General features: G+C 45.1%; 14 protein-coding genes and 1 pseudogene. 11 read left to right on the top strand and 4 right to left on the bottom strand.

What is annotated here, in order from left to right; genetic code table 11:
- The first annotated feature begins 302 nt into the window (after window positions 1–302).
- The 7 genes from J2Z65_RS20000 to J2Z65_RS19970 are packed head-to-tail and all read left to right on the top strand — an operon-like array spanning window position 303 to window position 8,392.
- Entirely contained in the window at window positions 303–1,283 is a 981-nt protein-coding gene (locus J2Z65_RS20000; RefSeq protein ID WP_167064667.1) for a Gfo/Idh/MocA family protein, read from the top strand.
- A 33-nt stretch (window positions 1,284–1,316) separates the two neighbouring features.
- Window positions 1,317–2,219 (top strand): aldo/keto reductase, encoded by a 903-nt coding sequence (locus J2Z65_RS19995; protein WP_167064664.1) that lies wholly within the window; start codon window positions 1,317–1,319, stop codon window positions 2,217–2,219.
- A 24-nt stretch (window positions 2,220–2,243) separates the two neighbouring features.
- Window positions 2,244–3,365: a glycoside hydrolase family 88 protein gene (locus tag J2Z65_RS19990; protein WP_167064661.1), complete on the top strand. Its 1,122-nt coding sequence runs from the start codon at window positions 2,244–2,246 to the stop codon at window positions 3,363–3,365.
- Between the two features lie 14 nt (window positions 3,366–3,379).
- Entirely contained in the window at window positions 3,380–4,807 is a 1,428-nt protein-coding gene (locus J2Z65_RS19985) for a glycoside hydrolase family protein (RefSeq protein WP_167064658.1), read from the top strand.
- 45 nt (window positions 4,808–4,852) lie between these two features.
- Complete coding sequence (locus J2Z65_RS19980) at window positions 4,853–5,812, top strand: fumarylacetoacetate hydrolase family protein (protein WP_167064655.1); 960 nt, start codon at window positions 4,853–4,855, stop codon at window positions 5,810–5,812.
- Window positions 5,799–7,730: a DUF8034 domain-containing protein gene (locus J2Z65_RS19975; protein WP_167064652.1), complete on the top strand. Its 1,932-nt coding sequence runs from the start codon at window positions 5,799–5,801 to the stop codon at window positions 7,728–7,730. The genes J2Z65_RS19980 and J2Z65_RS19975 overlap by 14 nt, the downstream gene beginning before the upstream one ends.
- A gap of 26 nt (window positions 7,731–7,756) precedes the next feature.
- Window positions 7,757–8,392, top strand: coding sequence for a hypothetical protein (locus J2Z65_RS19970; RefSeq protein ID WP_167064650.1), 636 nt, complete (start codon window positions 7,757–7,759; stop codon window positions 8,390–8,392).
- Window positions 8,393–8,477: 85 nt separating this feature from the next.
- On the opposite strand, the gene J2Z65_RS19965 is transcribed toward J2Z65_RS19970, so the two are convergent.
- A complete protein-coding gene (locus J2Z65_RS19965) occupies window positions 8,478–8,744 on the bottom strand; it encodes a hypothetical protein (protein ID WP_167064648.1) in 267 nt (88 codons plus the stop codon).
- 493 nt (window positions 8,745–9,237) lie between these two features.
- Here J2Z65_RS19965 and J2Z65_RS19960 point away from each other — a divergent pair, with 493 nt between their 5' ends.
- The 4 genes from J2Z65_RS19960 to J2Z65_RS19945 all read left to right on the top strand — a co-directional run bounded on the left by J2Z65_RS19960 (window position 9,238) and on the right by J2Z65_RS19945 (window position 17,573).
- Window positions 9,238–11,790: a LamG-like jellyroll fold domain-containing protein gene (locus tag J2Z65_RS19960; RefSeq protein ID WP_209856027.1), complete on the top strand. Its 2,553-nt coding sequence runs from the start codon at window positions 9,238–9,240 to the stop codon at window positions 11,788–11,790.
- A 173-nt stretch (window positions 11,791–11,963) separates the two neighbouring features.
- Complete coding sequence (locus J2Z65_RS19955) at window positions 11,964–15,266, top strand: family 20 glycosylhydrolase (protein WP_205301052.1); 3,303 nt, start codon at window positions 11,964–11,966, stop codon at window positions 15,264–15,266.
- 761 nt (window positions 15,267–16,027) lie between these two features.
- A complete protein-coding gene (locus tag J2Z65_RS19950) occupies window positions 16,028–16,360 on the top strand; it encodes an ABC transporter permease subunit (protein ID WP_167064778.1) in 333 nt (110 codons plus the stop codon).
- A gap of 97 nt (window positions 16,361–16,457) precedes the next feature.
- Window positions 16,458–17,573 carry a substrate-binding domain-containing protein gene (locus tag J2Z65_RS19945; protein WP_167064642.1) on the top strand — a complete coding sequence of 372 codons (1,116 nt, stop codon included), beginning with the start codon at window positions 16,458–16,460 and terminating at the stop codon, window positions 17,571–17,573.
- A 242-nt stretch (window positions 17,574–17,815) separates the two neighbouring features.
- Here the strand turns inward: J2Z65_RS19945 and J2Z65_RS35370 are convergent, their stop codons facing one another.
- From J2Z65_RS35370 to J2Z65_RS19935, 3 genes and pseudogenes are all read right to left on the bottom strand, one after another.
- On the bottom strand, window positions 17,816–18,133 hold the full coding sequence (locus J2Z65_RS35370) for a lamin tail domain-containing protein (RefSeq protein WP_338111773.1): 318 nt from the start codon (window positions 18,131–18,133) through the stop codon (window positions 17,816–17,818).
- Between the two features lie 15 nt (window positions 18,134–18,148).
- A pseudogene (locus J2Z65_RS35365) lies at window positions 18,149–18,832 on the bottom strand (DUF2278 family protein); the annotation flags it as partial.
- A 717-nt stretch (window positions 18,833–19,549) separates the two neighbouring features.
- On the bottom strand, window positions 19,550–20,029 hold the full coding sequence (locus J2Z65_RS19935) for a hypothetical protein (RefSeq protein ID WP_193581080.1): 480 nt from the start codon (window positions 20,027–20,029) through the stop codon (window positions 19,550–19,552).
- Window positions 20,030–20,453 lie beyond the last annotated feature (424 nt).

The following is a 20,453-nucleotide window of genomic DNA, read 5'->3' as shown; positions in this document are numbered from 1 at the left end:
CTGTAAGAGATGGGGGGAGATCTAATTGAGCCCAGCCGTTCCGATTGGTCTCCACTTCGAAAAAAAATTTTGGGCAGTAATGTTGTAATGAAAAACTGGACAGCTGGCATATATAGCCGCTGATCCAGTTTTTTTAGTTTTTTTCAGAGAAAAAGGGTTCTCATAAAATTAATGTACAGTGTTTTCCGTATTGTATGGACAAAAAGTAGAGCTTTATTCATTTTTTACAGTAGTAGCTGGGCTTCATAAAGCTGATAATGAGAGCATCTTATTATCTAGATTTTTGAGGAGGGGAGACCGATATGGAGCAACAAACGCTTCGGGTCTTTTGTATCGGCTTGAACAATCACTGGCTTTCTCATTGGGTTTCTCACCCAGATGTTCAGGTGGTCGGAGTCAGCAACCGATATGGGGAAGCGACTGAGCATTGTGCCCATTTACCTCAGTTTGAGGATATACCAGGCGCGCTCCGTTTGCTGAAGCCTGATTTAGTCACGCTGGTAACGCCGCCTTCTGCCAAAACTTGTATGGAGACAATCCGAACAATACTGGATAGAGGATTCGATATATATCTTGAGAAATTCAGACCGCAGTCCTGGAAAGACGGGGCGACTATGATTTCGCTCTCCCGTTCGACAGGCAGGCAGATCGCAATTGGAGAATCGTACAGATTCGATAAAATTGTTGAGCAAACGAAGCAAGTCATTCTAAGCGGCAGGCTCGGCAATTTGGAGCAAATTGTATGGCGATGCCAAAGGCCGAATATTCGTGCAGTATGGATGAATGAGTATGAGCACGTTATGTTGGAGGATTTAACCTACCATCATCTCGGTGTAATCCATTACCTGATCGGTGTCGAACGATTTAAGCAAGTGTATGCGACTTCCGTGCTTCCTTCATGGTCTATTGAGCAATCGCCTTCCGTTGTATCACTTCTTGCACAGAGTGAAGAAGGACTAAACTTGAATTATTACGCTTCCTGGGCTGCGCACGGCGCGGCAACATCATGGTTAGGAGAATTCCAAATCGACGGGTCGGAGGGAAGTTTGCAATTGCGCAGTGACGGCCTGGTCTTCATCCACCATGACGGGGAAGAGGAGAAGATCGCACCGGATGATGATGCCTATGTCTATGAATTGCGCGAGGGTATTGTGAATGAATTCATAGATGCATGCAAACAAGGTCGAAAGTCTGACTTAGACATTTCATCGTTTCAGCCGGTTATTCATATGATTCAAGCGTCTTTAGAATCTGTGCGAACAGGGAATAAAGTCAACATTTAGTTTCAATACTCTCATGAAGGGATGATGCTATCAATGGAATATACAATTCTAGGGAAAACAGGCTTTAAAGTTTCGAAAATCGGTTTAGGCGGCGCTCCGCTTGGCGGGGATTTCGGTGAGACGACCGATGAGACAGTGACGCGTGTCATTGATGCCGCTCTGGACTTGGGTATCAATTTTATCGATACAGCGCCATTGTACGGTCGTGGAGAGAGCGAACGAAGAATCGGACAGGCGCTAAAAGGGAAGCGCGATCAAGTCATTTTGGCCACGAAGGCTGTGATGAGAGGTACACCATATTCGTATGAGAACACAATTCAATCCGTAGAAGAAAGCTTACAAAGACTGCAGACGGATTATATCGATCTCATTCAGCTGCATGAATTGGAGCAAACGAGCTACGAACAAGCGGTGAACGAGACGCTTCCTGCTTTTCTAAAGCTGAAGGAACAAGGCAAGGTGAGAGCCATCGGCGTTAACGCGGGGAAGCTTGAACTTCTGATGCCTTTCCTCAAGGAGGATTTGGTCGATACGATTCAGACCTATGCGAAGTATACGTTGGTTGATTATACAGCAAAAGATGAACTGCTGCCGTTAGCCAAGGAAAAAAATATCGGCGTCATTCATGGCAGTCCGCTATGCATGGGCATATTAGCAGATCAACCTGCGCCATTTTTACAACAAAATCATGCCTTGCTTGAAGAATCGAACAGAAGGATGAAACAACTGCAATTCTTGCGTAAAACCGAGCTGAAAGGGCTTGTAGAGCCTGCGATGCGCTTTAGCTTAACTTGTCCGGATATTGCGATTACGTTAACGGGAACGACTTCGATCCGTTCACTGCAGGCGAATGTGAACTATTGTGACGGTGTAGGATTATTGGATCAGGAACTTGAGAAAGTATTTGCGTTGTTCCCTGGGCAGCGATTGTTATAGCAGATTATGGGGGAGGAAACGAACATGACAACAGGCGTCGTTAATGAAGCATGGGTTAAGGATGTGTGGGGAAAGATCGTTGCGAAAGTTGAACGAACAAGCAAACGGATCGGAGATTCATTTCCATATGCATCCGTGAATGGCACCTATTACTCGGAATCGAATGATTGGTGGACCAATGGATTTTGGCCAGGTTTGCTTTGGCTGATATACAAAGAAAACGAGCATGCAGATTTTCGTAACATCGCAGTATCTGTTGAGAATCAGATGGACGAAACGCTGTTAGGGTACGAAAAGCTTCATCATGACGTCGGCTTTATGTGGAGTTTGACGTCTGTGGCGCAATACAAGCTGCTTGGCACGGAAGCTTCCAAAATCCGCGGGCTGATGGCGGCCAGCCATCTTGCGGGCCGTTTCAATCTTAAAGGCCAATTCATTCGCGCATGGAATGGTGAAAATCAACAGGGCTGGGCAATTATCGATTGCCTACTGAATTTGCCTCTGCTGTACTGGGCAAGTGAAACAACCAATGATCCGCGCTTCCGTCATATTGCGGTGGCACATGCAGATACCGTGCTTCGCGAGTTTATCCGTCCTGACGGCTCCTCGCATCATATCGTCTGCTTCGATCCTGAGACAGGCGAGCGAATTGAGGCTAGAGGCGGACAAGGCTACTCGCAGGATTCGGCTTGGGCTCGCGGTACATCATGGGCACTGTACGGTATGGTGCTTAGCTACAAATATACGGGACATCAGCGTTATTTGGACGCAGCGAAACGTGTCGCTCATTTCTATATCGCCAATATGCCGGCAGACGCTGCGCCTTATTGGGATTTCCGTGCTCCGGTTGAGCCGGAAACGGCCTTTGATACATCAGCGGCAGCCTGTGCAGCCACTGGATTGTTGGAAATCAGTCGCGCTGTTCCTGAGTCGGAGGCGTACATATACAGTGAAGCAGCGAAGCGTATTTTGTTGGTACTCACAGAGCAATACGTCTCATGGGGTGAAGACGAAGAGGGCATTTTGACAATGGCAACTGCTAATTTTCCGAAGAGAGCCTACGTAAATGTACCTATTATATATGGCGATTATTACTATGCTGAAGCGATTGCCAAACTGCGGGGACGTACGGAGCTGTTTTGGTAGGGAGGAAGCGCAACATGAAATCGAACATTAACGCACTCGGCAATTGGTTGATGTCCTGGGTACAAGAGGACGGAGCCATTCACGGCTTTCATAATCATTCTGTTTGGGGATCCAATCCATACCGATGGTCAGATTTTACAAGCGGGCACAGCACATGGGCAAGCCCGTTGATGGCGGCTTTGAGCCGAATTGTCGCTGAGCAGCGAGATTCCTCGCTTGAAGATCAGGTATTACAAATGATCCAGTTTCAAACGACATGTTTCCAGGAGGATGGGCAGTACAAGCACATCGGATTTCAGGTCGGCGAGATGCTGGGTCGTGGGTTAATTCACAACATGATGCCGAACGTTGCTTTGGGACTAACGGCGCTACACGGTCGCTCCTGGCTGCCGGCAGATGTGTTGGAAAGTATTCGGCAAGCGATGGTTCGCAACTTGCAGGCATGTGATGAGATCTATCCGTTCAAAAAAACAAGAAATATCAGTAATCAAGAATATTGCCGTCTATGGGGTAAGCTGCTTTATCAGCAGCTGTTCCCGGATTCGCCTTGGCGTGAAGGCATTCAAGACGATTTGAACTTTATGATTAAGAATTATCATGTTAGAGGCATTCCAGATACGGATTGTGAAGCCAGCAATCGCTATTTGGGAGACACGTCGATGGTCGAGCCCGCTGAATATTACGGATTAATGATTGCGCCGTTGGTTCAGGCTTATGAAATGTTCGGCGAGCCTCACTATTTGCAGCACGCAGGCGGTCTGTGTCGTCACTTGGCCCGATCCGCCTGGGTAGATACGAAGGGACAGACGCGTTTTAATCGCAAATGGTTGCTTCGCGGAGGAGAATGGATTCGACTGAAAGAGCCTATGCTTATTGCAGGAATGGGCATGTCTCTGCACGGCATTGCGCGTTACCTGGAACATCAAGCTGACGAAGAACTGGCGCTGTTCCTAGAGAAATGCGAGGAAACCTATGCTTACTATCAAACCCCTCGAGGTTATATGGCTTCGGCAACCGGCTGGCAGAACGAAGCTGACATTGCGCCATGCTCGGCATGGCACACGCACGATTTTTATTACCTGCATCAGCGTCATGGGTTAGGGGAGAAAATGGCCTCTCAGCTCAAAGAGCCTTATCCACGTATATCCGTCTTGTTGGGTGACCAATGTATGTGGGTAGAAGAAGGCGAACATTGGGCGATCAACGATTATTACTTTCAGGACGTGTATAAGCTGATTGGCCGCAAAGACGAAGCTGTTTTTGGGCGCGATCTGGGTTGGGTAGGCGGAGAACGTGCGCTTCCGGAACATTTCTTATTCCCAAACCAACCTATATTTGTGAAAACCGATGAGGGTATTTATTTGAAAGCAGATGAGCAGACGGCTCAAAACATAGATGTCAGCAGCATTGCGGAATTGCCCTACTTGGGATTGTGGGAATAAAAACGAGTCAAGCATGTTTAGAACATATTGGGGGGGATTATTGCAATGAAACTGCTTACTTTTGTTCAAAACGGCGAATACCGCCTTGGAATTAAATTGGAGCAAAGCGTTTTGGATGTCCAAGCAGCCTTACAGTCTGTGCCTTCGAATAAAACGCTGCCTGCTACGATTCACGAAGTCATTGAAGGCGGCAGCGAGGCAGTGGAACTACTTCGCGCGTATGCGGAATCTGTCATGAGTTTAGTAGATAACAAGGAAGCGTATGTATTAGATGAAGCCGCTCTGGAATTAGGGCCTTGCGTGACAAACCCGAACAAAATGATTTGCGTCGGCTTAAATTACCGCAAGCATGCGGAAGAAACGAATGCTGCGATTCCGGAATTTCCGATTCTATTTAATAAATTCAACAATACATTGGCAAGTCAAGGTGAACAAATTCCGCTTCCAGCGGTTTCGCAAAAGGTGGATTACGAGGCGGAATTAGTGATCGTTATCGGCAAAACAGCGAAGTATGTAAGCCGTGAAGACGCGCTGTCCCATGTATTCGGCTATTGCAACGTGAACGACTTATCCGCACGTGACTTGCAATTGCGTACGCAGCAATGGATGCTGGGCAAAATCTGCGACAAGTTTTCTCCGCTTGGACCATACCTAGTAACTGCGGACGAAGTAGGCGATCCGAACAAGCTCGATATTAGGTGCATGGTGAACGGCGAGGTTCGTCAGAGCTCGAATACGTCTGATATGATTTTCTATTGCGATGAGATTGTCAGCTATATTTCTCAACACATGACACTTGAGCCTGGCGATATCATTTTCACAGGGACCCCGGAAGGTGTTGTACTCGGATACCCACTTGAGAAGCAAGTGTATTTAAAAGACGGAGATCAAGTCACGATCCAGATCGAGAAGCTGGGCGCCTTGACTAACACAATGGTTGCGGATAAAGGCACTCCTTCTGAACAAGTTTTAAGATCAGGGAGTGATAACTGTGTCAACGCCTAATTCGGAACATGCGATTCCTCGGATTGCCGCTAAGCGTCAGGTAGTTCCGCCACAATGGGCACTAACGGAACGACTGCTTATTGATCAATTGAATAAAGCGGCTTTTGAGTTTGTTGAACGCTATACGCGGCCGGACGGTACATTAATCTGGCGTGAAGATTGGCCAGGGATGGATGGCTCGGACGATCCGTATGAAGGATTCATGAATCTCGCGCTTCTCTATATGCTTGGCGGAAGCAGCGAGCTGCATGGACTTGCACGTAAAATCTGGGAAGGGATTACGTGGCAGTGGACGGAGTACGGGCAAATTCACCGCGAGTTTGATGCTTATTATGATTGGATGCATCACGGTGAGGGCTATTTGTTCACGTACTTCCTAGGTCTTGCAGGCCCGGTTACGTTAAAGGATCGCCAACGTGCAGTGCGTTTCGCTGGTATGTACACCGGTGAAGACACAGAAGCGCTTAATTACGATGCAGAGCGCAAGCTGATTCGCTCGGCGATTTCAGGGAGTATGGGGCCGCGCTTCGAGCTGACGGAAGAAGATTGGAGCACGCACCGCGGCATTTTGGATGATTATTTGGCGCCGTATGAAGATATTCCGGGCGTGGATTTTGCTAGCGGCAAGTGTGCATGGTCGAACGATGAGGTGTATGCGAATATTATTCGCATGATGAATGAACGCATGACGCGCGGTGACGTGCCGTTGAACCTCAATGCGACGGGGCTGGTGACCAATGCATTCCTTCATACGCAGGATGAGAAATATCGCACTTGGGTGTTGGATTATTTAGCTGCCTGGGTGGAAAGAACGCGTCAAAACGGCGGCATCATTCCGGATAATGTCGGTTTGTCCGGCGAAATCGGCGAGTATAATGACGGCAAATGGTGGGGCGGCTATTACGGCTGGCGCTGGCCGCATGGGTTCATGACGATCATTGAGCCATTAACCAATGCTTGCATGAATGCTGTCCTGCTCACTGGCGATATGAAGATGCTTGATTTGGCGCGTCAACAATTGGATGAGAACTGGGCGCTGCGCGAGGAGCAAGACGGCGAGCTGCGCGTTCCGTATAAGCGTTTTGACGCTGGATGGACGGATTACCGCATAGCGGCTCCGCAATACCCGGTCTATTTGTGGACGATGTCGATGGCAGACGAAGATTTGGAACGTATTGACCGAATTCCGAAAGATCATGACTGGAATCAGGTTATCATTCCGAAGCTCTCAGGCACAGACAAGAAAACGAAAAGAAATACGAAGCATTATATCGGTAATACACAGCCTTGGTTCCAATTTATTCGCGGGCTTAATCCAGATTATCCGCAGACGATCCTCGATGCGAACGCCCAATTGGTCGCGCAGCAGTTGAACAAAATGCGTTCTGAAGCGGGCGATCCGTATAACTGGGCGAACCAATTCAGCGATGATGATTTTTCCAGCATTCACATATGGCAAGAAATGTGCCCGATCTACATGGAAAGTCTCGTCCAGTTGACGTTAGGCGGTCCTATGCATATTTCGCACGGCGGCTTGCAGCATGCAAGAGTGAGATACTATGATGCGGATGCGAAACGTCCAGGTCTGCCTGAATCTATCGCTGCGCTGGTTACAGATCTAACTGCACAATCTGTAACGCTTGAACTCGTAAATACAAGTCAGTTCGACAACCGCTCTGTCATCATTCAGGCAGGGACATTCGGGGAACATCAATTTAAAGAGGTTTACTTCGTAGAAGCGTTAAATGCAAGCATGGAGATGACCGCAGTTAACCATAAATGGCTGCAAGTCGATCTTCCTGCAGGGACTGGTGCTTTATTGCTTTTGACAATGAACCGTTATGTAAATGCCCCATCCTATGATATGCCTTGGGCAGATCACGAAAAAGACGTCCTTCTTGAGGGCAGAAAGCAATAATCTAGATTTGCGAAAGGAGACTGCAATTGCAGAGACATCTTTACTTTTCTCAGTTGAAAGTTGGAATGGAAGAAATCTTTCGCACAGCAGTCCGTCAAGATCATGAGTACTTGAGAGGCTATTTGCAAAATGAAAATGTACTCTCCGTCTCTTTGTTCTTGAGCGGTCGTTATCTATGCCTGTATATGGAGACATATACAGGTGGTCATAACTGGGACTGGCCAATTACCTATGCGGATTGGCTGGAAGCTTGGCCTGGAGAGCAGGGAAGTCGACTGTCAATTCCCATGCTGGACATTTTTCACGACGGTGTGCCGACAGACCCGGAATCGTGGCGTGGAAGCCGGCAAGTAGACGATCGAATTGGATGTATCGCAAGATTAAAGCCGGACATGGCAGCAAGTTATATATATTATCACTATCAATTGCAGGAAGAGCGGCCAGAGAGCTTCAACAAGACTTACATCATCGGTGCTCACGGTACGTTCTTATTCTCTTATCGCGAGCATCCTGCTGCAGTTGGAGAAATGAAGCGCACAGGCAAGCTGTCGAGCACTAACACGCCTGGGAACTGGCAGGAGGTCATGGATCCTCATTTCGAGCTGTGGACCGATGCAGCCGAAAACGAAAAACTGTGGCGAAGCATGCACCGGTTGCTGTAGGTAGATGTTTATTTCCGCTTCCCCGTCTCGCTGAAATGGTAACCTCCAAGAAGAATTCATAATAACTTTATACAAAAAGCAGATATTAGTTAATGTTATTAACTAATATCTTACTCCTCTTCTTCGTAATTACTGAATTCCCGAAAAATCTATGAGCCTGGATATCAGAAATATGCCACGTGTAAAAGATGATAGTGTTATTTCTATTTACTCCAGCTAGAGCAAAATTAATAGCTAAAAAAGCAAATTCTCTTGCATTTTTCTTTGCTTTTCCACCTATATAAATTTCGATTATAGGCTCAGCAAGATATTTTCTTGTGTCTCCTGGGAGACCGAGTATCTTAGCAGTCATTTTTGATGACTCATAATAAATGAAAGTAAAAAAGTATAACAATATTGCAATCAATATCAGCGGTGAATAAAACATAAAACCGAGTAAAAAAAGCAATAAAATCAAACCGAATGTTCTAATGTACATTTCATTAATTGAGCTAATGAGGGGGGGATCCCTAGTACCCCCCCTTTTTGATTTGGCTGATTACAGATACCAAGGTTAGCGGTGATTATTGATAGGGATCTAATCATTTTCTTCATATAAATTTAAAAGAAGAGCCGTTGAATGTGTCAGTGACTTTAGATAAGGTTATTTCGGATGGAAATATTTGTAGCAAGAGTAGGGGTAATCAAATGCTTGCTAGATCAAAAACTTTATCGCGAGGGAGGGAGAAAGTGCTTTGAAAAAGAATGGCAAGCAAGAATTTGACTGATTAAAAATTCGAACCAGTTTCTTCTCAAGGAAAGATTCAACGTTTAATGGTTGCAAAAAAAATCATGGGAGGCAAGTAATGTTATTTCGAAAATGGTTAAAGAAGTCATTCCTATCACTAACTCTCGTAGTTGCAGTCCTATCAGGCATTCTGGGCCTTGGCTCTACAGACAGCTTGGCAACAGCGGCTGAAAATCAAGCCGAACGAGTAGCCCATTGGAAGTTAGATGAAGGCTCTGGTACAACTGCGGCCGATTCTTCAGGCAACGGCAACACCGGAACGCTGGTTAACAACCCTGCTTGGGCAGGCAAGTTTGGCGGAGCGCTTTCTTTCACCGGCGGTTCAAGAGTCGAGATCAACTCTTCGGCTACTTTGAATAAATCGGGTGACGAGACCGTATCGATGTGGTTCAAGACTTCTCAGTCTGCCAACGGCACCGTGAGCATTTTCCGTCAAGATAAGCGTTTTACTGCCCTTCAGTTGACATCCGGTCAGGCTCGTGCGGCTTATTGGATCAATGGTTTATCCGGTTATAAGGCGCTGACGTTTCCATGGATCTATAACGATAACAACTGGCATCATTATGTGGCTTCCTATGATCAGACAACGGGGCTGAAGGTCTATGTCGACGGTAACTTAGTGGCAAGCAGCGCAACGAATCTCGGAGCGCTTCCGACTGTAACGAATAAAATCGTGCTTGGAGCCAGTGAATCCGGCGGAGAAGCTTACAATGGACTACTGGACGAAATTAGCGTATTTAGCGGCGCGTTGACGCAAGCTCAAGTAATGCAATTGATGAATGAGTTCGACCGCAGCAACTTGCCGGATGGGGCAGTGCCAGTAACCGGCGTGCAGCTCGATAAGCCGACATTAACGCTGAAAGCCGGAGATACGGCAGAGCTTGCAGCTACCGTGCTGCCGTCGTATGCCACGAATAAGAACATTTCATTGAAAAGCAGTGACGAGAATGTAGCGAAAGCAGAGCTGTACGGCGGCAAAGCAATAGTAACCGCTAAAAATGCCGGCAGTGCAAAAATAACGGTGACTACGGCTGAAGGCGGTTTTGCGGCAGAATGTATCGTTACCGTAGAGGCGGATTCCATTCCAAAGGTAAGGGTCCTTACTTATAACATTCATCATGGTGCCGGTACCGATGGTGTTCTGAATTTAGGTCGTATCGCGGATGTAATTAAAAGTGCGAATCCCGATATCGTTGCACTTCAAGAAGTTGATGTAAACGTACCGAGAAGCGGAACAGTAGACCAGGCGAAGAAACTGGGCGAATTGACGGGCATGAACGTCGGCTTCGGAAAAGCAATCAATCTTTCCGGAGGAGAATACGGGACGGCGATCCTTTCCCGACATCCGATTATCTCTTCGGAGAAATATTTCTTGCCCGGCGGCGGTGAGCAGCGGGTTGTATTAGCGGCCAAGATCGCGCCTCAGAATGGCCTCCCTATATTTACATTTTTAAATACACACCTTGAATATTCTTCACCAAGCATCACTGAGGCTCAAGCCAATAAAATTGTAGAGCTTTATGGCGCCACATATCCGTCTATATTAGCCGGCGACTTTAATGCAATCCCAGGCACGAATGCGATAAGGATTTTGACGAACAAGTGGACAGATGCAACGTCTGGAATTACCGATTCGACAAGCGAAGATGGCAAGAAAATTGACTATGTGATGTATGGCGAGAACTATCAGTGGCGAGTAGCCAGTGCAACAGCGATCCACGAAGATGTGGCTTCCGATCACAGACCGGTTTTGGCTGTTTTGGAATGGCCAGGTGATCAGGGTCCGGCGGAAGTGCCGCAAGTTGTTATAGCCGGGCCAGAAAAGGTGAGCGCCGGCCAAACATTCAACCTTACGATGGGATTGACCGGAGTCACGCAAAGCGTATACCAATCGGTGTATGCCCAAGATTTGACGCTTCACTATGACCCGGTGAATTTGCAGCTCGATTCGATTACATCGCTGAAGGACGGCTTCCAAGTCATCGATCGAAAGGAGACAGCGCCGGGGCAAATCCGGATTTTGGCTGCCAGCGTGGGCGCGAACGTGCCTGCCCAAGGCGATTTGCTTACATTCAAATTCACGGCCAAATCCGTTACTCAAGCAACTTATTCGACGACCATTTCTGTAGACAATGTTGTAATTGCTAACGGACAGGGGAATGAGCTGCAAATTAACGGAGTCTCTCGTGAACTACAAATCATTAAACCTGTAGATAAGTCGCTCTTGAATGCGTTGATCGCAAGCGCTCAGGCCAAGCACAATACTGCAGTGGAAGGAAACGAAGACGGTTTGTATGCAATTGGAGCGAAAGCGCAATTGCAGTCGGCAATCGATACGGCCAGAGCGACCGCAAACGATCCGAATGCCGCTCAGCAGCAGGTGGATAGTGCGAAAGCCGCATTGGAAGCAGCAATTCAAGTGTTTGATTCCAATCGAATATCCGCAGATATCAATGGAGGCGGTGTCACGATTGGAGACTTGGCTATTGTTGCAGGAGCTTATGGCACACAAGAAGGTCAGACGGGTTGGAATGAGAAGGCGGATGTTAATAAAGACGGAAAGGTTGATATTACAGACCTTGCAATCGTAGCCAAAGCGATTTTGCTATAAAAACAACCAGGCACAAAGCGATAAGCACATTACGCATGAAGCTGCCGGCTACCTGCTGCGAAACGCAACGGCATTATTGCCTTAAAGAGCCTTTCACAATCTCCCGCCGAATTCACGGCGGGAGATGAATCACTTTTTTTTTTTGCGCATTTTGTCATAAAGGAGGAAGTAATGTGAAAAAAGTAAATCCAAACAAAACGTTTTCGATGGCTTTAGTTTTTAGTTTATTACTTAATTTTGTGATAGGAATACCTGATACAGCTAAAGCTGCAACAAATACGCCTGCAATATTGCCTAAGCCCGTAAGTTATACAATAGGAACTGGGGAGTTTGTTATAACACAGAGCACTTCAATCTATGTGGCTGGCAATACTGCTGAAGAAACAGATGAAATTTACAAGATTGGACAAATACTTGCCAATAAGCTGAATGTTCCGACAGGATTTAATATCAGCGTTATAAAATCAGATAAACCGCAAGCCGGAAATATTTATCTGACTACAATGGGAGGAACTTCGAGTCAAGGCAACGAGGGCTATGATTTAAATGCAACGACTGATAAAGTTACACTTACGGCTTATAAACCGGAAGGTATTTTTAGAGGTAATCAAACATTAATACAGCTCTTGCCGGCAGATATTGAAAAGAGCGCAGTTTCTTCTGGCGTACAATGGGTTATACCTTCTTCAACTATAAGCGACAAGCCTACATATAGTTATCGAGGACTCATGATTGATGTGGCAAGACACTTTTTTCCAGTAGATCAAATAAAACGTCAGATTGACCTCGCATCTCAGTATAAGATAAACAAGATTCATTTACACTTAACTGATGATCAAGGATGGCGTATTGAAATTAAATCCAGACCTGATCTAACCCTAATCGGAAGTACGACACAGGTTGGCGGCGGCGCCGGGGGATATTATACACAGGACCAGTTTAAGGATATAGTCAATTATGCAGCAGAACGATATATCGAAGTGATTCCAGAAATTGATATGCCTGGGCATACGAATGCGGCTTTAGCTTCGTACGGAGAATTAAATCCTGATGGACAAAGAAAACCTATGCGTACGGATATACAAGTAGGTTATAGTACTCTGATGGCCCAATCCGAGGTTACCTATGCTTTTGTTGAGGATGTAATAAGAGAAGTTGCAACTATTTCACCTTCCCCCTATATTCATATCGGCGGTGATGAATCTAACTCAACAACTGCCTCCGATTACGATTATTTTATAGGAAGAGTTACAAATATTGTTAATCAATATGGCAAGAAGGTTGTTGGATGGGATCCATCCGATACTTCAAGCGGTACAGCAAGTGATTCCATTCTGCAAAACTGGCATTGTACCGCTACAACAGGAACTTCAGCAAAGGCAAAAGGTATGAAGATCATCGTATCTCCGGCAAATGCTTATATAGATCAGAAATACTACAATGATTCTCCATTAGGTTTAAGCTGGAGAGGATTCATCAATACGAATAAAGCTTATACTTGGGACCCGACAGATTGTATTTCTGGAGCAAATATTTATGGAACGGAAAGCACATTATGGACAGAAACCGTTGTTACTCAAGATAATATGGATTACCTGATATATCCGCGATTAATAGCGAATGCAGAGGTTGGCTGGACATCGAAGAGCGATAGAAACTGGGACGATTTTAAAGGAAGACTTATTGATCAAGCTGTAAGGATGCAAAATAAGGGAATCAAGTATTTCGCCGACCCCATTGTATGGGTGCCTCCTGTAGTGCCAATAAATTCAGAATGGAAGATGGATGAAGGAACAGGAACCACGGTAGCAGATACCTCGGGTTATAAAAATGGAACATTAGTCGGCGGCGCAACATGGACAACGGGTAAATTTGGAAAAGCGGTTAATTTTAATGGAAGCACTGGTTATATGAATTTAGGAGGCCAAGAGATAACAGGTGACTGGACTGTAGGCGTTTGGGTTAATGGGCAATCTAGTACCACCAGGAATGAGGCGCTTATTAGCGGGCAAACATCAGCTATTAAGATCAATCAGTGGAATAAAACGGGTAAAGTAGGGTTTTCCATATTTGGTTTAAAAGATTATGTTTTCAATTATAGTATTCCTTCAAATCAATGGACTCATTTGGCTTTTGTTGGGACAAATAACGGAACCTCACTTTACGTAAATGGTATATTGAAAGAAACAAACCCAAATAAAATGAATGGCCCGATGACATACGTCGGAGTTGAAGTACAACCTGGAACCGGTACAAAAACTTCATATTTCAAAGGCAGTTTGGATGAGTTGAAAATATTCAATAGAGCCTTGAATGCCAGTGAGATTGCAGCATTGATTGATACAGCACCCCCGGGGCAAGGACTGACGCTAATGAGCATAACAGCGCCAGCTCACGTCACAGGAGTGGCAAACGGAACGGCAAAGACGGAAGCAGCCCTTGGCTTGCCTTCCAACGTGGAACTGGTTACCGATGCGGGAAGCAAGAATGCCGATGTGACATGGAATGTAGATGCTGCAGGCTATGATCCAGCCCTAAAGACGGCGCAGACCTTCACGGTAAATGGAACGGTAACCCTGCCGGCAGGTGTGGCAAATCCGAACAACGTAGCATTGACAACGAGCATCAGTGTGAGCGTGCTGCCGGCGCCAATCGTGCCTGAGACTACATTGACAGGTTTACAGCAGGTAGCCGCAGGTCAAACATTCAACCTGACGATGGGATTGACCGGCGTTACGCAAAGCGTATACCAATCGGTGTATGCCCAAGATTTGACGCTTCACTATGATCCGGTGAATTTGCAGCTCGATTCAATTACATCGCTGAAGGACGGCTTCCAAGTCATCGATCGAAAGGAGACAGCGCCGGGACAAATCCGGATCATGGCTGCCAGCGTGGGCGCGAACGTGCCTGCCCAAGGCGATTTGCTTACATTCAAATTCACGGCCAAATCTGTTACTCAAACAACTTATTCGACGACAATTTCTGTAGACAATGTAGTGATTGCTAACGGACAGGGGAATGAGCTGCAAGTTAACGGAGCTTCTCGTGAACTACAAATTATTAAACCTGTAGATAAGTCTCTCTTGAATGCGTTGATCGCAAGCGCTCAGGCCAAGCACAATGCTGCAGTGGAAGGAAACGAAGATGGCCTGTATGCAATTGGGGCGAAAGCGCAATTGCAGTCGGTAATCGATACGGCCAGCGCGACAGCGAACGATCCGAATGCCGCTCAGCAGCAGGTGGACAGTGCGAAAGCTGTATTGGAAGCAGCAATTCAAGTGTTTGAAACCATGAGAATAACCGCAGATGTCAATGGACAAGGCGGTGTCACGATTGGAGACTTGGCTATCGTTGCTGGGGCTTACGGCAAACAACCAGATCAGGCGGGTTGGAATGCGAAGGCGGATGTCAATAAAGACGGGAAGATTGGCATTGAAGACCTTGCAATTGTAGCCAAAGCGATCTTGCAATAAAACAAACCTAAAAACTCTTCCTTGACGTAACTGTCAGAGAAGAGTTTTTAATTTCCTATAAACAAATTCAAAAAATCTAGATCATGATGAAAAGTATATTTTTTTTAAGAACTACGAAAGCCAATTATCAAAGGAAATGATGCTTTTTTCAGTATCCAAGATTTCGCTGATCTACTAATGTGAAATGCAATGCAATCAAAAGTACTTAAGCCTTTCAATCAGGGGGAGATGACGCTTATCGTGAATCTCTGAAGGTTTGGTTTTGATCGCAATCGCGTGGAAAATCGCAGTTTGATTAGAGGATGCAGACAGCACAAGCAGGTAGTAACCTTTGCGGTTGCTGTCTGTTTTGATATGAGTTCATTTTTATGGATATTTGTACGATATTTTCGGATTGTTCACCTAGTTTTAATTCAATAAGATAGATATATAATACATAATGATTACTTGGCTGAAAAGAAATGAAGAAGATGAATTTGAAGCCAAAACGGGGTTAAGTTCTTGATCCTTCCAATCATCAACCGGCTTGCTGCGCACTTCAAGGGCTGAAGTTCCTGCGCCAGCAGGATTAAAGCAGGTTACAGAATTCAAGAACAAGCAACTTTGAGTAAGCCAGAACTTCACCAAGAAGGGAACTAAATTTGCTATGGAGGCCTGTGACACATGTGTTACAGGCTTGTATAGCAAAGGAGGTTGCGGTAAAACGACTTTGCTGAGAATGATTGCGGGTTTAACTCGATTGAGGCTGGCGCAGCGCAGCCATTCTGTACCAGATCAGTCCCACCATTGAAGACGCATCCATCAGCTTGGGATGTTCCCCCGTGAAAACCTTCTTTAAGATTACGGCGGTCATGATGCTGCCGGGTGTGCTTGCTGGGGCGATCATGAATTGGATAAGTGTCATTAATGAATTAAGCGCGTCAATTATCCTTTATACCGGCAGCACCAAAACGTTGTCCGTTGCCATATATGCGGAGGTAATCAAAGCAAGTTACGGAATCACTGCAGCGATATCCAGTATCCTAACGATCACAACGATTATATCTTTATTGATTTTCATTAAATTGACAGGAAGTAAGTCTGTCAGTGTGTAACACCTTCTGACCCTTCAGGCGTCTTCCAGTCGGACGGACAGATGAAACCGCATTAGTTTGAGGAAGCTTGAACGAATTAATTCGAGGAGTAACACTGATGCAAAAAAAGAGTCAGAATATGTATCTACAAATAGCAACTGAAGTTGAGGGAATCATAAGACGCCGAAAAATAAAAGCACATGATCCCATCCCTTCTGAGGGGGAATTGGCAAAAATATATAATGTCAGTCGAATGACCGCCAAAATGGCACTTGATCATCTGGCCAATCAGGGAATCGTTTACCGTATGCCTCGAAGAGGTACATTTCTAAGCGACGTCACTAAAAATCAATTAACATCTAGTAGGATGAGAAGCAAAAGCATAGGAATGGTAGTATCCAATGTGGATTCTTATACGTCCCAAATCATATTCTCGATTGAATCAGAGGCAAGAGAGCATGATTTCAATCTCGTAATAAAAATAAGCAGAGGACTAGAAGATGAGGATTCCTGTCTTCGTCAGCTTGTTGACGAACAAATGAAGGGTATAATTTTATTTCCGCGAGCCCGCGATTATTGCAGTGAACAAGTTTTGAAGTTGAAGGCAGAGAAATACCCCACCGTCATTATTGATCGATATTTCCAAGATGCTCTTATGGATTGCATTTACTACGATTATTATCAAGGAACATATCAAATGGTACAACATTTGATTAATAAAGGACACAGGGAAATCGGCTTAATAACGAACATGATCACACCGATTAGCAGCAGTGAAGAGCAGCATCAGGGTTATTTTAAATCATTGGCTGACAATGGGATCCCGGTTAAAAGTCAATACATCCATATAATAAAAAAAATAAAAGATTGTAATAATTTTTCGGACGATGATCCGGACCTTGATCAATTTGTACGAGAAAATCTGGCTATAACTGCCATCATGTGCGGAAACGATTACTTGGCAGCCTCAGTTCTATATTCAGCCTTGAGGCAAAATATTGATGTTCCGGATCAACTATCGATTGTTGGCTTTGCAGATATTCAATTGGCTATGTTGCTCCCCGTTGCTCTTACAACAGTAAGGCAACCGACAGACGAGCTAGGTAAGGAAGCCATTAAGCTTCTTATTAAACGCATGAGCCCCAGCGATGACAAGCAGAATATTGTGAAAATCAATACACAAATAATTGAAAGAAATAGTGTTTTCGTGTGGGGTAGTGAACGAGTTCGTTGATGTTGCTTTTGGTAGTTATAGCAATCTTATTTTTACTGCCCCTCTTAATATGGCTACGAAGGTTCCAATGAATATGTCATTGAGCTAACGAATAACTATAGTTCAGGAGCTGCAATGAAGCAGCTCCTTTTGATTACTGTCATGCTGGAAGCAATGAAACTTCTATAACAAAAAATCCAAAAAGGAATAAAAAGCCGTCTTCCAAACTATTAATTGGGAGCCGGTTCTTTATTTGCATGAAATCAAAAGAGTATCGTCCAGCCTGGTTTCACTTGTTGCTTCGTATATGAGACTCCGGCGATTTTTAGGCCATTACGGTCGAGTAGAGTAATAATATCACCCTTGTCTCGGAAGAATGCAGGTTCAGTTATTGGGATAGACATAAACTGTCCGGATTCGATGATGCCATGAATCTTGTACTTTTGTTTAGCCTTGTTTACGATGCCCCAACCTGTCAAGTCTACGGCCCGATTCGAAGCATTCAGCAGTGTGACCGTTTCGCTGCTGCCGTCTTCAGTCAGCACGACGACCCCTGCGATTCGAATGTCGCCGCTTTCCACCTGAATCGGCGTTGCATCGGTATCAGGTACTGGTTCATTCGCGTGGCCAGTGATTACGTGTCCCGAATTATCGTCGGTGTGCCATGACTGGGACTGAAAAGCGAGGAATACGGCGATCCACCTTTCTTCAGACGGGAAGTGAATTAGCAGCCCCCCGTCCTGATAGACACCGTCGTCTTTCTTAAATGTGCCGCTGTTACCTTGATTCATATGAATATCGTGAATGCCGTTGCCGGGTTCGAATCCAAAAATTTTGTCCGCCTTGCCGTGTTCAGGACCCCATCTTTCACCGAATGCATACAGAACGGCATCATCTGTTTCCATCGCGCGTCTGATGTAGAAGTCAAGCTTCTCATTCAGATCGTTATCTCTTCCCGGTATGTTGAAGGCAAGCGGTAACATGTTGCGGCGATCGAACAGATTGCTACGAATATAATCTAGTGCTTGCCCGTCAGGCTTACTTGCCAGCGGCGAAAAACCAAATGGCATAGCAGACAATTCGACCGTCGTGACATGCTGAAAATGTTCAATCGTACAGTACAACAGCTCGGATGGGCTCAGCTGCGACTTGACATTGATCGCTATGCGGAAGTGTTCGTTATTTGCGCTAGCGTGCACCTGGTAATGCGGGTTCTCGTTTGTGCCGAGACGCCGATCGCGTACTTTGCATTTGAGCAATCCGTAGGGATGGATGGGCATAATGTTCCTCCTTTAATCCGGACTCGAATATGTCCGTTGTTCACTCAATTAACCTTTCCATGTAAGGGGAATAATTCCTCTTTGTATTCGTTGTAATTTTTTGTAAACCATGATACACATACAAAAAGTTGCACTTGATACAATAATGCAATGTGTTAGACATTGCTTATAATAACTGCGTTGCGCTAACGGATAACGTTAGTTGAATCAGCTGTCCACTTTCTTTTGTTTTCAGAAATATTTCAAAACTTATATTTGCCTTTATATTTTCAAAAAAAGCCAGCAAACCCTTGAGTTTACTGGCTGAGACATTGGAATCATGTATGTTCGGTTCCATGAACTTCTGTACTGCTTTCTGAAAAACATGGAGACTTGATTCTGAGTCTTTTTCTTTAGAAAGGAGTTGTTGAAGCTCAGCCCCTAAGATCAGATAAGACCGACGACTGGTCGCTTAACTTGAAAGGGGTTTTGACACCTGTCTCACAGACAGGGTGCTCCTTTACTGACAATGGTTTTTGTCGGGAATAGGGGCTGAAAAGAGATAGTAGCCCTTTCATTAGTAGGCTCTAAATCGAATCTTCACAAGATATAGATAGGCTGCTTAGGAATTGGGGGCAGTCAGGGGGAACGATGATATACCAATCCACCCTGAAACCGTTACCCGTCCAACTGAAGGTCAGCTATTAAGTGTAACTCTACAAGAACCAAGAGATACTTTTAAATATACAATAAAGTAATGACAAGTAATTCGAATAATACTAATACAAGAATCGCCTCATCACTAGGTCCATAAAATGGAGGACTAAAGCCAGGACCAAAACCAGGACCAAAACCAGGGCCAAAACCAGGGCCAAAACCAGGGCCAAAACCAGGGCCAAAACCAGGGCCAAAACCAGGGCCAAAACCAGGACCAAAACCAGGACCAAAACCAGGAGCAAAACTAGGACCAAAACCGGGCCCCAAAAAGGCACGATATCCATGTGGATTTGAAACTCTTAAATAAACATGTCCACTTGCACATTTTACAATAACACCTTCGTACGTATGACCGTCTAAGGTATGAACACGAACTAATCTATTCACATGCGTGCTGCAAATCTGATGTACACAATCTCGAACTGATTTTAATGTGGTTACTTCGTTAGGGTCGGCTTGATACAGAACTTGTTGTTGAGTTGCTGGATATTGAAAACTCATTAATAAGACCTCCGCAAATCATAATCAAAATCATTACTTTTCATCCTATGCACGTGCCTAGTCGAAGGTTCATTCTTGCTATTTCTTAATTACGTTCTCACCATAAAAGACGTGACTGCTCAGACTTTCAGCATGTCATCTCATATTGGACTGGGTGGATGAATATGAATTTTTATTTCCTGTGTTTTGATCTCATTACAGATAAAGATATAGGCTTATGCATCCACAGAAAGATTCCTGGAGATGAGTTCCTGTATATTAATCAACATAGTCCCTTACTACTAATGAAACAGTAAGTAAAATTGAAGGGATCTAGTTACCATCACGGCATTGAACTCCCTCTGTATGATTTGATTATCTCACGCAAGCTCGTCTATTCGCAGGATTTCAAACCTTTAGATTTCGATGATGAATGAAAGATAGC

This window comes from Paenibacillus aceris (assembly GCF_017874035.1).
Classification (GTDB): Bacteria; Bacillota; Bacilli; order Paenibacillales; family NBRC-103111; genus Paenibacillus_E; species Paenibacillus_E aceris.
Note: the sequence above shows the minus strand (reverse complement) of the source record. Positions and strands in the feature narration are given on the sequence as shown.

Coding starts and splice junctions, on each gene's coding strand:
- J2Z65_RS20000 (WP_167064667.1), top strand. CDS start 303: ATGGAGCAACAAACGCTTCGGGTCTTTTGTATCGGCTTGAACAATCAC.
- J2Z65_RS19995 (WP_167064664.1), top strand. CDS start 1,317: ATGGAATATACAATTCTAGGGAAAACAGGCTTTAAAGTTTCGAAAATC.
- J2Z65_RS19990 (WP_167064661.1), top strand. CDS start 2,244: ATGACAACAGGCGTCGTTAATGAAGCATGGGTTAAGGATGTGTGGGGA.
- J2Z65_RS19985 (WP_167064658.1), top strand. CDS start 3,380: ATGAAATCGAACATTAACGCACTCGGCAATTGGTTGATGTCCTGGGTA.
- J2Z65_RS19980 (WP_167064655.1), top strand. CDS start 4,853: ATGAAACTGCTTACTTTTGTTCAAAACGGCGAATACCGCCTTGGAATT.
- J2Z65_RS19965 (WP_167064648.1), bottom strand. CDS start 8,744: ATGACTGCTAAGATACTCGGTCTCCCAGGAGACACAAGAAAATATCTT.
- J2Z65_RS19960 (WP_209856027.1), top strand. CDS start 9,238: ATGTTATTTCGAAAATGGTTAAAGAAGTCATTCCTATCACTAACTCTC.
- J2Z65_RS19945 (WP_167064642.1), top strand. CDS start 16,458: ATGCAAAAAAAGAGTCAGAATATGTATCTACAAATAGCAACTGAAGTT.
- J2Z65_RS19935 (WP_193581080.1), bottom strand. CDS start 20,029: ATGAGTTTTCAATATCCAGCAACTCAACAACAAGTTCTGTATCAAGCC.